Raw genomic sequence first — 13,601 nt, 5'->3', positions numbered from 1 at the left:
CCTACGGCCGATGAACACGGAGTCGGGTGTCGCTCGATAGGAGATTCCATGGCTGAACCACAGGGATGGATCCACTGCCACGACCCGTTCGGTCGCGACAGGTCGATGACCGTTCTGGTGGAGAAAGACCGGGTGCTGCTGGTCACGCCACCCGGCGAGACCGCTGTGATGTCCGCCACCCAGACCCGGCGGCTGGGCTCCCTGCTCGACCAGGCCACGGCGAAGATGTGATGGACGAGGTCCTGCGCGACGCGGTGCTGCACCGCCTGGCACTGCTGGACGAGGTCGCCGGGCACGGAGAGGCGGAAGCGCTGGTCCGCGCGGAGATCCACCGCCTGGCGGACGGCTGGCGGCTGCTGCTCACGCTGCACCAGCCCGACGAGGACGGCCGCTGCCGGGCGTGTCCCGGCTGGCCGCGCCGCCGCCGGTGGCCGTGCCGGGTCTGGGCCACGACGCACCAGCACCTGATCGGCGAGGATCTGCCGCACCGCGAGCGGCGCCGGCCGCTGCGCAGTTCTTTCACCCGATCAGGCGTGATCGAGATTCCGGCGGAGGCCCCCACCGGGATGACCACCGAACCGCCGGTCCCGACCCCCGAACCACCGCCGGTGCACCGGGCGCCCGTCGTGTCCCTGCCGAAGCACGCCTTGCCGGAGTGACCTTTCAGGCAGGATGGGCCGCATGCATGACGGCAGCGGCCTCATCGCGGTCCAGAACCTGACCAAGCAGTTCGGTCCGGTGGTCGCGGTGCAGAACCTGAGCTTCACCGTGTCACCCGGCAGCGTTACGGGCTTCCTCGGCCCGAACGGCGCGGGCAAGACGACGACCCTGCGGATGTTGCTGGGTCTCGTGAGGCCCACGGGCGGCACGGCGACGATCAACGGACGACCGTTCCACCAGCTCGGCCAGCCCGGCCGCGTGGTGGGCGCGGTGCTGGAGGCGCAGGGGTTCCACCCCGCGCGCTCGGCCCGCGACCACCTGCGCGTGTACGCGGCGGCCATCGGCGTGCCGGACGCGCAGGCCGACCAGGTCATCGGCCTGGTCGGCCTGGGCAGCGCCGCCGACCGCAAGGTGGGCGGGTTCTCGCTCGGCATGAAGCAGAGGCTGGCGCTGGCCACGGCGCTGCTCGGCGACCCGCAGGTCCTCGTGCTGGACGAGCCGGCCAACGGCCTCGACCCCGAGGGCATCGCGTGGCTGCGCACGTTCCTGCAGTCGTACGCGCGCATGGGCCGCACGGTGCTCATCTCCAGCCACCTGCTGGCCGAGGTCGAGCAGACCGTCGACCAGGTCGTGATCATCTCCCGCGGGCAGACGATGTTCTACGGGCCGTTGGAGCAGTTGCGGCAGTCGCAGCAGAAGCGCGTTCTCGTGCAGCCGTCGGACATCAATGCTCTCGCGACCGCTCTGCGCGCCGAGGGCGTGCAGGCGATCGAGCAGCTGCCGGACGGCCGGCTCGCGGTGTCCGGTGTGGACTCCCGGCGCGTGGCGGACAGCGCCCTGAAGGCCGGTGTGTCGATCTACGGCATCCAGGAGGAGCAGGTCGACCTCGAGCGGCTGTTCTTCCAGCTCACCAGTGGCCAGTACGCCGGGTACGCGCCGGCTCCGGCTCCCTTCAAGCAGCAGGGTGGGTGGGCCTGATGGGAAATCTCGTCCAGGCGGAGCTCCGCAAGACGACGACGACCGGCCTGTGGTGGGGTCTGCTGATCCCGACGGTGGTGCTGGCGCTCGGCTGGGGGCTCGCGACCGGCCTGCTGGGGCAGTTCTTCGTGGACTTCGCGTCGAGCAGCGACGTCGACGAGGTGTCGGACTTCCTCGGCGTCACGCCGGACCAGTGGAAGGTCTCGCTGTTCGGCATCGCGCGGGCGATCAACATCTCGACGATCTTCCCGATGGTCTTCGGCGCGATGGCGATCTCGGGTGAGATCAACCGCCGCACGATCACCACGACGTTCCTGACCGCGCCGTCGCGCATGCACGCGATGCTGGCGAAGATGCTGGTCTACGTGCTGTGGGGCGCGGTCTACGGCCTCGCGATCATGCTGTTCGTCGGCATCGGCGTGGTCGTCACCAGCGACGCGGGGCAGCTGCCGGACGCGGGCGGCTGGGCGATGCTCACGCTGGTCTGCGTGCTGTCGTCGATCCTGATGACGATGTTCGGCGTGGGCGTCGGGGCGCTGGTCACGAACGTCGCGGGCAGCGTCGTGCTGCTGTTGCTGTACTTCCTGGTCATCGAGAACGTCCTGCACTTCGTGCTCGTGTACCTGGAGGTGCCGGCGGTGGCCGGCTTCCTGCCGAACGGCTCGATCAACGGCCTCACCGGGTCGGTCGCGGTCGACCTCTTCCTGTCCACGGCGGGCGTGGTGCCGCCGGAGATCGAGGACGTGCTGCGGGCGATCGCGGGCGCGGGCGGCGCGCTCGACTGGTGGTGGTCGGGCCTCGTGTTCCTGGGCTGGGCCGGGATCGTCTTCGCGGGCGGCTGGGCCGTCACGCAGTCCAAGGACATCACCTGACCTGCGGTTCCTGACGTCACACTTTTGTGTCGGACCCCGAACGTAGGGTGGGTCCCGTGACGAAGGGCTGGATCCGCCGACTGACCGCAGCGTGCTGGCAGCACCCCCGCCTGGTGGTGCTGTCGGTGGTCGCCGCGGTCGTCGGCGTGGGTTTCCAAGCGGCGGGGCCGTTGCTGCTCAAGACCGCGATCGACGACTCGGCGGTGGGCCGCACCGACCGGCTGTGGCCGCTCGTGGTGGCGCTGGTCGGGCTGGAGCTGCTCACGTTCGGGTCGGCGTTCCTGCGCCGCTACCTGGGCGGGCGGCTGGCGCTGGGCGTGCAGCACGACCTGCGGCTCGGCGTGTTCTCGGCCGTGCAGCGGCTCGACGGCGCGAAGCAGGACGAGCTGCGGACCGGGCAGATCGTGTCGCGCTCGATCACGGACCTGCAGCTGGTGCAGTCGCTGCTGATGATGGTGCCGCTGGCCGTGGGCACCGTGGTGTTCGCCCTGGCCGCGCTCGCCGCGATGCTCTACCTCTCGGTGCCGTTGACGATCATCGCGATCGTCGTGCTGCCGCTGGTGGCGTGGCTGGCCGGGCGCACCCGGCTGACGCTGTTCCCCGCCACCTGGTCCGCGCAGCAGCGGGCGGCCGACCTGGCGCAGCACGTCGAGGAAACCGTCACCGGCGTCCGCGTGGTGAAGGGCTTCGGCCAGGAGGCGCGGGAGGTCGCGCGGCTGGAGAAGCACGCGAAGGCCCTGTTCGCGGAACGGATGCGGGCGGCCGGGCTGTCGTCGAAGCCCCTCGCGACGGTGACGGCGCTGCCGTTGCTCGGCCAGGTCGGCGTGCTGGGCCTGGGCGGCTGGCTCGCGCTGCACGGCCAGGTCACCCTGGGCACGTTCCTCGCGTTCACGACGTACGTGGCGAACCTCGTGGGGCCGACGCGCCTGCTGTCGAGCCTGATGGTGTCCGCGCAGCTGGCCAGGGCGGGCGTCGAGCGCGTGTACGAGCTGATCGACTCGCAGCCCGACGTCACCGACGGCCCCGACGAGGTGCCCGAGGGGCCGCTCTCCCTGTCGTTCTCCGGCGTCACCTTCGGCTACGCGCGCAGCGAACCGGTCCTGCGGGACTTCTCGATCACGGTCGCGCCCGGCGAGACCCTCGCGCTGGTCGGCACCGCGGGCTCCGGCAAGTCGACGGTGTCGTTGCTGCTCCCCCGCTTCTACGACGTGCACTCAGGATCGGTGCGGGTCGGTGGCGCGGACGTGCGGACGTTGCGGCTGGAGTCGTTGCGGCACGCGGTCGGCGTGGTCTTCGAGGAGGCGTTCCTCTTCTCCGACACGGTGTTCTCGAACATCGCGTACGGCAGCCCGGACGCGTCGCGCGAGGAGGTCGAGCGCGCCGCGAAGGCCGCCGAGGCCCACGACTTCATCGAGGCCCTGCCGCTCGGCTACGACACCGTGGTCGGCGAGCGCGGTCTCACGCTGTCCGGTGGCCAGCGCCAGCGCGTCGCCCTGGCCCGCGCCCTGCTCTCCGACCCGCGCGTGCTGCTGCTGGACGACGCGACGTCGGCGGTGGACAACGCGACGGAGGCCGCGATCCACGCGACGCTCGCCTCGGTCACGGCGAACCGCACGACCGTCCTGGTGGCGCACCGCCGTTCCACCCTGTCGCTGGCGGACCGGATCGCGGTCCTGGACGCGGGCCGGGTGGTCGACATCGGCACGCACGAGGAGCTGACGGCCCGCTGCCCCCTCTACCGCGACCTGCTCGCGGGCCCCGGTGAGGCGATCGAGTCCGCCGCGCCGGTCAAGGCCGGCGGCGAGCTGTGGCCGGACCTGTCGCAGGAGGACCTCGACGAACGCCTGATCGCCGAGGCCAGGCCCTCCAGTTCCGCACCGGCCGCGTCCGGCAGGCGCGGTGGTGGCGGAGGCGGTCCCGGTGGCGGGAGCACGGCGGCCCTGGCGGGCGGCCCGCCCACGCCGGAGCTGCTGGCCCAGGTCCGCACGCTCCCCCCGGCCACCGAGGTCCCCGTCCTGCACGGCGAGGACCCGCGCGCGCCCGACCCCGGCTTCCGCCTGGCCCGCCTGCTGCGCCCGGTCCGCTGGGCCCTCGGCGGCGTGGCGGCCCTGGTCGTGCTCGACGCCCTGGTCGGCATGGGCCTGCCGTCCCTCGTCCGCCTGGGCATCGACGGCGGCGTCGTGGGCGGCGCGGAGTCCGCGCTGTGGCAGGCCGTGCTGCTGGGCGTCGGCCTGGTGGTCGTCGGCTGGCTGACGACGGCGGGCAGCACCGTCCTCGCCGCGCGGTTGGGCGAACGCCTGCTCTACCTGCTCCGCGTCCGCAGCTACGCCCACCTGCAACGCCTCGGCCTCGACTACTACGAGCGCGAGATGGCCGGCCGCATCATGACGAGGATGACGACGGACGTCGACGCCCTCTCGACGTTCCTGCAGACAGGTCTCGTCACCGCGGTCATCAGCCTGGTCACCGTCGTGGGCATCACCGCGGCGCTGGTCCTCACCGACACCTCGCTGGCCCTCATCGCGCTGTCGGTGCTGCCGGTCCTCGTGGTGGCGACGGTGGTCTTCCAGCGCCTCTCCTCCACCGCCTACGCCGAGGCGCGGGAACGCGTCAGCGCGGTGAACGCCGACCTCCAGGAGAACGTCTCCGGTCTGCGCGTCTCCCAGGCCTACACCCGCGAACGCCGCTCGGCGGAGGCCTTCGCCGAGCGCAGCGACGCCTACCGCCGCACCCGCCTGCGGGCCCAGCGCTACATCGCCACGTACTTCCCGTTCGTGTCGATGCTCTCCGGAGTGGCCCAGGCGGTCGTCCTGGCCGTGGGCGCCCACCGCGTGGCGACGGGGAGCCTCACGCCCGGCGTCCTGCTGGCGTTCCTGCTGTACCTGGGCCTGTTCTTCAGCCCGATCCAGCAGCTCTCCGGCGTCTTCGACGGCTACCAGCAGGCCAGGGTGGGCCTGCGCCGCATCGCCGACCTCCTGCGCACCCCGAGCACGGTCGAACCACCGCGCGCCCCGGTCGGGGTCCCGGCGCGCCTGCGGGGCGAGGTGGAGCTCCGCAACGTGTCCTTCACCTACGAGGGAGCGGACCAGCCGGCCCTCGACGACGTGACCCTGCACGTCACGCCGGGCGAAACGGTCGCCCTGGTGGGCGAGACGGGCGCGGGCAAGTCCACGCTGGTGAAGCTCGTGGCCCGCTTCTACGACGCCACCGGCGGCTCCGTGCTGGTCGACGGCGTGGACGTCCGCGACTACGACCTGAGCGCCTACCGGCAACGCCTGGGCGTGGTGCCCCAGGAGGCCCACCTGTTCGGCGGCGACATAGCCGCGAACGTCGCCTACGGCCGCCCCACGGCGACGCGGCGGGAGATCGAGCAGGCGGTGGAAGCCGTCGGCGCCCTCCCGGTGGTCGCCACGCTCCCGAACGGCTTCCACCAGCCCGTGGGCGAGCGCGGCAACCAACTCTCGGCAGGTCAGCGCCAGCTCGTCGCCCTCGCCAGAGCGGAGCTGGTCGATCCGGACGTGCTCCTGCTCGACGAGGCGACCGCGGCCCTCGACCCGGCCACGGAGTCGGCGGTCCTGGCGGCCAGCGACCGCCTGGCGGGCTCGCGGACGACCTTCGTCGTGGCCCACCGCCTGGCGACGGCCGCGAAGGCCGACCGGATCGTCGTCCTGGCCCACGGCCGGATCGTCGAGCAAGGCACCCACGACGACCTCTTGGCGGCGCACGGCACCTATGCCCGCCTGTGGCACCACGGCACCCAGGAAGCCGCCTGACCGACCACCCGATCGCCGAACCCCGAAGGCGAGCCATGTCCCGTTCCCGCCCCACCGTCCTCTACGTCTCCGACCTCGCGTACCCGGCCAAGGGCCGCCGCTACTGCGACGAGGACATCCACCTGACCTCCCAGCTGCGGCACCACTTCGACCTCGCGATCACCCACCCGGAGAACGCGGCGGACCTGATGGCGGCGTTCGACACGGTGGTCGTCAGGAACAGCGGCCCGGTGCTCGGCCACCAGGCCGCCCACGAAGCCTTCAAAGAGCGGGCGAAAGCCGCGAACCAACGCGTCTACAACCCGTTGACCGGCAAAGGCGACATGGCCGGCAAGCAGTACCTGGTCGACCTGACCGCCGAGGGCTTCCCGGTCATCCCCACGACCGGCGCCGCCGACCTCGACCGGCTCCCCGAAGCACCCGAATACGCGGTGAAGCCCAAAGCCGGAGCCGACTCCCACGGCCTGGAGTTCGTCAAAGCGGAAGACCTGGAAAGCACTCTCGCCGGAAAAGCGGGTGAAGACCTCCTCGTGCAGCCGAAGATCGATTTCCGGTACGAGGTCTCCTTCTACTTCGTGGACCACGACTTCCAGTACGCGCTGCACGCCCCGGACCCGGCGAAGCGCTGGGAGCTGACGCACTACGCGCCGTCGGGAGAAGACCTGGAATTCGCGCGGGAGTTCGTGCACTGGAACGACCTCGACCACGGCGTCCAGCGCGTCGACGCCTGCCGCACGCGAGACGGCGGCCTGCTGCTGGTCGAACTGGAAGACCTGAACCCGTACCTGTCACTGGACCGCACGACCGGCGAGGCGAGGAAGAACTTCGTCGACGCGATGACGAACTCGATCAGGAGTTCACTGACCTGAACTTCGAACCAGTCCCCTGAACCGCACCACGACCGAACAAGATCCATCCGTGGAGACCGCGACTTGTACCTATCGTGAACTCATGGGTGCGCTCGGTGCGTATACCCGTCCACCAGGTCAACGCATTGCCCGAAAAGGAGGTGACACGATGAGACGCACCTCAAGAAGTGCTCAACTGCGCGTGACGACAGGCCCGTCCTGATCGATCCTGTGACAGAGCACTCCTTGCCAGGTGCCTCCAGCGTGTGAAGGCCCACGCCGGGGGGACTAACCTGACTACCGCATGAGTCACCACCAAGAGCGAGATGGATAGAGGCGAGCGCCAGCCGTGTCCAGCAGCAGTCCTGCGTCACAATTCGGGCCGAACGAGTGGCTCGTCGAGGAGATGTACGAGCAGTTCCTCGCGGACCCGTCGTCCGTAGACCCGGCATGGCATGACTTCTTTGCCGACTACAAGCGTGCGGGTGGCAACGGCAGTGCCGCCACGGCCAGCGCGGGGGGCTCCACGGCCACCACGACCGCGACCGTGACGCCGCCGGCGGCGGACACCGCCAAGCCCGCGCCCGCCGCCGCGCCGAAGCCTGCCGCGCAGTCACAGCCCAAGCAGGCGCAGCCGAAGCCGGCGACCTCGTTGCCGTCCACCGGCAAGCCCGCGCCGCAGCAGGCCGCCAAGGCCAAGCCGGTCACGCAGAGCGCGCAGCCCGAGCAGAAGCAGCTGCGCGGTGCCTCCGCCGCGATCGCGAAGAACATGGAGCTGTCGCTCACCGTTCCGACCGCGACCAGCGTGCGCGCCGTGCCCGCCAAGCTGCTGGCCGACAACCGCATCGTCATCAACAACCACCTGAAGCGCACGCGCGGCGGGAAGGTCTCCTTCACGCACGTCATCGGCTACGCGGTGGTCCGGGCGCTGCAGGCGTACCCGAACATGAACCGGCACTACGCCGAGGTCGACGGCAAGCCGTTCGTCGTCACGCCGGAGCACGTGAACTTCGGCCTCGCGATCGACCTGCCGGGCAAGGACGGGCAGCGCACGCTGGTCGTCGCGTCGGTCAAGGGCTGCGAGAACATGACGTTCACGCAGTTCTGGCAGGCCTACGAGGACCTGATCCGCAAGGCGCGCGCGGGCTCGCTCACCGCGGGCGACTTCTCCGGCACCACGATCTCGCTGACCAACCCCGGCACGATCGGCACGAACCACTCGGTGCCGCGTCTGCAGGCAGGCCAGGGCGCGATCATCGGCGTCGGCGCCATGGAGTACCCCGCGCACTTCCAGGGCACCAGCGAGCAGGCGCTCACCGACATGGGCGTCAGCAAGATCATCACGCTGACCAGCACGTACGACCACCGCATCATCCAGGGCGCGGAGTCGGGCGAGTTCCTCAAGCGCGTGCACCAGCTGCTGCTCGGCGAGGACGGCTTCTACGACGACATCTTCGCGTCGCTGCGGCTGCCGTACGAGCCGATCCGCTGGGTCGCCGACATCCCCGAGGGCGCGGTCGACAAGACGGCCCGCGTCATCGAGCTGATCGACGCGTTCCGCACGCGCGGCCACCTGATGGCCGACACGGACCCGCTGAACTACCGCCAGCGCAGCCACGCCGACCTCGACGTGCTGAGCCACGGCCTGACGTTGTGGGACCTCGACCGCGAGTTCCCCGTCGGCGGCTTCGCCGGCAACGAGCGGATGAAGCTGCGCGACATCCTGGGCGTGCTGCGCAACTCGTACTGCCGCACCGTCGGCGTCGAGTACATGCACATCCTCGAGCCCGAAGAGCGCCGCTGGATCCAGGAGCGCGTCGAGGTTCCGCACGAGAAGCCGCCGGCCACCGTGCAGAAGTACATCCTCAGCAAGCTGAACGCGGCTGAGGCGTTCGAGACGTTCCTGCAGACGAAGTACGTCGGCCAGAAGCGCTTCTCGCTGGAGGGCGGCGAGACCGTCATCCCGCTGCTCGACGCGGTGCTCGACAAGGCCGCCGAGCACGAGCTCGACGAGGTCGTCATCGGCATGCCGCACCGCGGCCGCCTGAACGTGCTCGCGAACATCGTCGGCAAGCCGATCTCGCAGATCTTCCGCGAGTTCGAGGGCAACCTCGACCCCGGTCAGGCGCACGGCTCCGGCGACGTGAAGTACCACCTCGGCGCCGAGGGCAAGTACTTCCGCATGTTCGGCGACGGCGAGACCAAGGTGTCGCTGACCGCCAACCCGTCGCACCTCGAGGCCGTCGACCCGGTGCTCGAAGGCATCGTGCGCGCCAAGCAGGACCTGATCGACAAGGGCGGCGACTTCTTCCCCGTCCTGCCGGTCGCCCTGCACGGCGACGCGGCGTTCGCCGGCCAGGGCGTCGTCGCCGAGACGCTGAACCTGGCGCTCGTGCGCGGCTACCGCACCGGTGGCACCGTCCACGTCGTCGTGAACAACCAGGTCGGCTTCACCACCGCGCCGGAGCACTCGCGGTCGTCGAAGTACTCGACCGACGTCGCGAAGATGATCGGCTCGCCGGTCTTCCACGTGAACGGCGACGACCCGGAGGCCTGCTACTGGGTCGCCAAGCTGGCCGTCGAGTACCGCCAGGCGTTCCACAAGGACGTCGTGATCGACATGGTCTGCTACCGCCGCCGCGGCCACAACGAGGGCGACGACCCCTCGATGACGCAGCCGGCGATGTACGACGTGATCGACCAGAAGCGCTCGGTCCGCAAGACCTACACCGAGTCCCTGATCGGCCGCGGCGACATCACGGTCGAAGAGGCCGAGAAGGCGCTGCAGGACTTCTCCAGCCAGCTGGAGCACGTCTTCAACGAGGTCCGCGAGCTCGAGAAGCACCCGGTGACGGTCAGCCCGTCGGTGGAGGCCGAGCAGCAGATCCCCGCGAAGCTGCCCACGGGCATCAGCCGCGAGGTGCTGGAGCAGATCGCCGACGCCCACGTGAACCTGCCGGAGGGCTTCACGCCGCACGCGCGCGTCAAGCCGGTGCTCGAGCGCCGCGCCAAGATGGCGCGCGAGGGCGGCATCGACTGGGCGTTCGCCGAGCTGCTGGCGTTCGGCTCGCTCGCGCTGGAGGGCCGCAACGTCCGCCTCGCGGGCCAGGACTCGCGCCGCGGCACGTTCGTGCAGCGCCACGCGACCCTGATCGACCGCAAGACGGGCGGCGACTACACGCCGCTGCAGAACCTGTCGCCGGACCAGGGCAAGTTCATGGTCTACGACTCGGTGCTGTCGGAGTTCGCCGCGCTCGGCTTCGAGTACGGCTACTCGGTCGCGAACCCGCAGGCGCTGGTCCTGTGGGAGGCGCAGTTCGGCGACTTCGTCAACGGCGCGCAGCCGATCATCGACGAGTTCATCTCGTCCGGTGAGGCGAAGTGGGGTCAGCGTTCCGACGTCGTGATCCTGCTGCCGCACGGCCACGAGGGCCAGGGCCCCGACCACACGTCGGGCCGCATCGAGCGCTGGCTGCAGCTGTGCGCCGAGGGCTCCATGACCGTCGCGGTGCCGTCGACCCCGGCGAACTACTTCCACCTGCTGCGCCGCCACGCCCTCGACGGCGTAGACCGGCCGCTCGTGGTGTTCACGCCGAAGTCGATGCTGCGCCTCAAGGCCGCCGTCAGCGGCACGGAGGAGTTCATCAGCGACCGGTTCCACTCGGTGATGGACGACCCGACGATCAAGGACCCGAACGCGGTCACGAAGGTCCTGCTGTGCAGCGGCAAGATCTCCTACGAGCTGCACGCCGAGCGCGAGAAGCGCGGCAACGGCGACGTGGCGATCGTGCGCGTCGAGCAGCTCTACCCGGTCCCGGCCCGCAAGCTGACCGAGACCCTGGAGCGCTACCCGAACGCGAAGGACGTCCGCTGGGTGCAGGAGGAGCCGGCGAACCAGGGTGCCTGGCCGTTCTACGGTCTGGCCCTGCCGGAGCTGCTGCCCGAGCACCTGGGCACCGTCCGCCGCGTGTCGCGCCGCCCGATGGCCGCCCCGTCGGCCGGGTCGAGCAAGGTGCACGAGGTCGAGCAGCGCGAGATCATCACCCGCGCGTTCGAGTAGATCCCGCGTGAACGAACGAGCCGCCGGATCCACCTGGGTCCGGCGGCTCGTCTCTTCCAGGCCACCACAGGAGTCCCTGCCATGTACCACACCGATCGCGGCATCGAGGAGCTCGAGAAGCGGCGCGGCGAGGAGGAGGTCACCTTCGCGTGGCTCGCCGACAAGCTGCGGGAGTTCGTCGACGCCAACCCGGAGTTCGAGACGCCCGTCGAGCGCTTCGCCACGTTCCTGGCGCGCGACGACGACGACTTCGAGGACTGACCCGCGCGCCCGGACGTGACGACCACGTCCGGGCGTTCCCGTGCGAGTCAGCCGGTGGCTTCGGCACGGCTTGTTCGGGCCACGAGGCACAGGCCGGCCAGGTCACCCGCCGGCGGTCTCGCCACAGCGGGTCCGGCCTACCAGGCGTAGGCCTCCGGCGCCGGCTTCGACCCGTTCGGACCCGGCGCCGGGAACAGCTCGTCCAGCTTCGCCAGGACGTCCGCGTCGAGCTTGAGCTCCGCGGCGCGCAACGAGTTGTCGAGCTGCTCGCCGGTGCGCGGCCCGATGATCGGCGCGGTCACGCCGTCCTGGTGCAGCAGCCACGCGAGGCCGACGTTGGCCGGGTCCTCGCCGATCTCCGCGCAGAGCTTCTCGTAGGCCTCGATCGTGTCGCGGTACTTCTCCAACGCGTCCGCGGACCGACCGGAGGCGCTGCGGGACGTGCCTCCCTCGCGCTGCTTGCGCAGCACACCACCCAGCAGACCGCCGTGCAGCGGCGACCACGGGATGACGCCGAGGCCGTAGTGCTTGGCCGCCGGCAGGACCTCCAGCTCGACCCAGCGGGTCATCAGGTTGTAGATCGACTGCTCGGACACCAGGCCGAGGAACCCGCGCGTGCGCGCCGCCTCCTGGGCCTGGGCGATGTGCCAGCCGGCGAAGTTCGACGACCCGAAGTAGATGACCTTGCCCTGCTGGCGCAGGACGGAGAAGGCCTCCCAGATCTCGTCCCACGGCGTGTCCCGGTCGACGTGGTGCATCTGGTACAGGTCGATGTAGTCGGTCTGCAGGCGCCGGAGCGACGCGTCGGCGGCGCGGCGGATGTTCAGCGCCGACAGCTTGGTCTCGTTCGGCCAGTCACCCATGCTGCCGTACAGCTTGGTGGCGATGACGGTCCGCTCGCGGCGCGTGCCGCCCTTGGCGAACCAGTTGCCGATGATGTTCTCGGTGACGCCCTCACCCTTCTTCCAGCCGTAGACGTTGGCCGTGTCGAAGAAGTTCAGGCCGTGTTCGTGGGCGCGGTCCATGATCGCGTGGCTGTCGGCCTCGGACGTCTCGGGACCGAAGTTCATCGTGCCGAGGCACAGGCGGGAGACGGACAGGCCACTGCGACCGAGCTGGGTGTACTCCATGCCTTCCACCCTGCCTCGCGGGAGGCCGCGGTGCCACGTGGAGCTGCTCCAGCTACTCCCACTCCCACCGGATGCCGTGGACGTGACCCGCCTGCGCCTCGTGCACCAGCAGGTGGGCGGCGGAGGTGGTGCCGATCCACAGCTCGCCCGTGTCGACGGCGGGCGCGTCCGGCGCGGTGCGGCTGAAGCTGTGGCAGCGGACGGGAACCGCCTCGGGGTGGAAGTCCACCTCCAGCACGTAGTTGCGCAGCGTGCGGAGGAACGTGCGGTCCGCCGTGGAGCTGTCCGCGCCGGGGTCGGAGATCAGCCGCAGGTCGACGAGGGCGGTGTCGCCCGCGCGCAGCACGCGGTCGAGGATGATCTCCGCGACGAGCAGCTTGCGGTCGGGGTCCCTGCGCACCCTGCCGACGCGGCACGACCTCTCGGCCACGACGTCGCCCGGTGAGAGGTCGGTGTCGTCGGCGGTCTTCGCGAGCAGGATCCGGTCGACGCCGTCCTCGAACGCCTCGATCACCGCGCTGCTGCGGATCTCCACCTCGCGCCGGTCGGGACCGATCACCGCCTGGTCCCGCACGCTGAGGTAGCGCGCGGGGGCCGGGAGCAACCTGTGCACGCGGGCGATCTCGCGGCCGAGGTCGATCGCCTCGTCCCGCCAGATGCCCTCCAGCGCGGTGGTGCGCTCGACCCACCGGCCGCGCGGCCGCCGGTCCCCCAGGCGGCTCGTCAGCGAGCCGGGCGAGAGCCGGAGGACGTCCTCCAGGGCGGAGACGGCCTGCAGCGACTCGGGGCGTTCGGGACGGCTGCGGCCCCGGCGCCAGTAGCTCAGCGTCGACTGGCTCACCTGCACGCCGCGGGACTCCAGGTGGTGCTGGATCCGCTCCAGGCTGAGCCCGCTCGCCTCGACGGCCAGCGTCAGCGCCTCCGCGAATTCCGACACGGTCGAATGCTACGACCAGTGATCGAATTCGGCCCAGACCGCACGCGGGGTAGGCACGACCACAGTTTTGACAGTATTGAGG

At 70.5% G+C, this 13,601-nt stretch carries 10 protein-coding genes; 8 read left to right on the top strand and 2 right to left on the bottom strand.

The annotated features are described in order from the left end of the window. Positions 1 to 48: 48 nt before the first annotated feature. The 8 genes from BLQ91_RS03180 to BLQ91_RS03145 all read left to right on the top strand — a co-directional run bounded on the left by BLQ91_RS03180 (position 49) and on the right by BLQ91_RS03145 (position 11,452). Positions 49 to 231: a hypothetical protein gene (locus tag BLQ91_RS03180; RefSeq protein ID WP_090095016.1), complete on the top strand. Its 183-nt coding sequence runs from the start codon at positions 49 to 51 to the stop codon at positions 229 to 231. Beyond that, a complete protein-coding gene (locus BLQ91_RS03175) occupies positions 231 to 659 on the top strand; it encodes a hypothetical protein (protein ID WP_176959545.1) in 429 nt (142 codons plus the stop codon). The genes BLQ91_RS03180 and BLQ91_RS03175 overlap by 1 nt, the downstream gene beginning before the upstream one ends. 22 nt (positions 660 to 681) lie before the next feature. Continuing rightward, complete coding sequence (locus tag BLQ91_RS03170; RefSeq protein WP_090095950.1) at positions 682 to 1,638, top strand: ABC transporter ATP-binding protein; 957 nt, start codon at positions 682 to 684, stop codon at positions 1,636 to 1,638. Continuing rightward, on the top strand, positions 1,638 to 2,510 hold the full coding sequence (locus BLQ91_RS03165) for a hypothetical protein (protein ID WP_090095949.1): 873 nt from the start codon (positions 1,638 to 1,640) through the stop codon (positions 2,508 to 2,510). The genes BLQ91_RS03170 and BLQ91_RS03165 overlap by 1 nt, the downstream gene beginning before the upstream one ends. Positions 2,511 to 2,557: 47 nt before the next feature. Continuing rightward, complete coding sequence (locus BLQ91_RS03160; RefSeq protein ID WP_090095015.1) at positions 2,558 to 6,283, top strand: ABC transporter ATP-binding protein; 3,726 nt, start codon at positions 2,558 to 2,560, stop codon at positions 6,281 to 6,283. Between the two features lie 35 nt (positions 6,284 to 6,318). Beyond that, entirely contained in the window at positions 6,319 to 7,152 is an 834-nt protein-coding gene (locus BLQ91_RS03155; RefSeq protein ID WP_090095014.1) for an ATP-grasp domain-containing protein, read from the top strand. Positions 7,153 to 7,480: 328 nt separating this feature from the next. Further along, entirely contained in the window at positions 7,481 to 11,191 is a 3,711-nt protein-coding gene (locus tag BLQ91_RS03150; RefSeq protein ID WP_090095013.1) for a multifunctional oxoglutarate decarboxylase/oxoglutarate dehydrogenase thiamine pyrophosphate-binding subunit/dihydrolipoyllysine-residue succinyltransferase subunit, read from the top strand. An 81-nt stretch (positions 11,192 to 11,272) separates the two neighbouring features. Next, on the top strand, positions 11,273 to 11,452 hold the full coding sequence (locus BLQ91_RS03145) for a DUF6104 family protein (protein WP_090095012.1): 180 nt from the start codon (positions 11,273 to 11,275) through the stop codon (positions 11,450 to 11,452). Positions 11,453 to 11,589: 137 nt separating this feature from the next. Here BLQ91_RS03145 and BLQ91_RS03140 read toward each other — a convergent pair whose 3' ends face one another. Then, entirely contained in the window at positions 11,590 to 12,582 is a 993-nt protein-coding gene (locus tag BLQ91_RS03140) for an aldo/keto reductase (protein ID WP_090095011.1), read from the bottom strand. Between the two features lie 52 nt (positions 12,583 to 12,634). Beyond that, on the bottom strand, positions 12,635 to 13,519 hold the full coding sequence (locus tag BLQ91_RS03135) for a hypothetical protein (protein WP_090095010.1): 885 nt from the start codon (positions 13,517 to 13,519) through the stop codon (positions 12,635 to 12,637). Positions 13,520 to 13,601 lie beyond the last annotated feature (82 nt).

The organism is Lentzea jiangxiensis, from assembly GCF_900104175.1.
Classification (GTDB): domain Bacteria; phylum Actinomycetota; class Actinomycetes; order Mycobacteriales; family Pseudonocardiaceae; genus Lentzea; species Lentzea jiangxiensis.
The sequence above is the reverse complement of the archived record's forward strand: the minus strand, read 5'-3'. Positions and strand labels throughout refer to the sequence as shown.

Coding starts and splice junctions, on each gene's coding strand:
- BLQ91_RS03180 (WP_090095016.1), top strand. CDS start 49: ATGGCTGAACCACAGGGATGGATCCACTGCCACGACCCGTTCGGTCGC.
- BLQ91_RS03175 (WP_176959545.1), top strand. CDS start 231: ATGGACGAGGTCCTGCGCGACGCGGTGCTGCACCGCCTGGCACTGCTG.
- BLQ91_RS03170 (WP_090095950.1), top strand. CDS start 682: ATGCATGACGGCAGCGGCCTCATCGCGGTCCAGAACCTGACCAAGCAG.
- BLQ91_RS03165 (WP_090095949.1), top strand. CDS start 1,638: ATGGGAAATCTCGTCCAGGCGGAGCTCCGCAAGACGACGACGACCGGC.
- BLQ91_RS03155 (WP_090095014.1), top strand. CDS start 6,319: ATGTCCCGTTCCCGCCCCACCGTCCTCTACGTCTCCGACCTCGCGTAC.
- BLQ91_RS03145 (WP_090095012.1), top strand. CDS start 11,273: ATGTACCACACCGATCGCGGCATCGAGGAGCTCGAGAAGCGGCGCGGC.
- BLQ91_RS03140 (WP_090095011.1), bottom strand. CDS start 12,582: ATGGAGTACACCCAGCTCGGTCGCAGTGGCCTGTCCGTCTCCCGCCTG.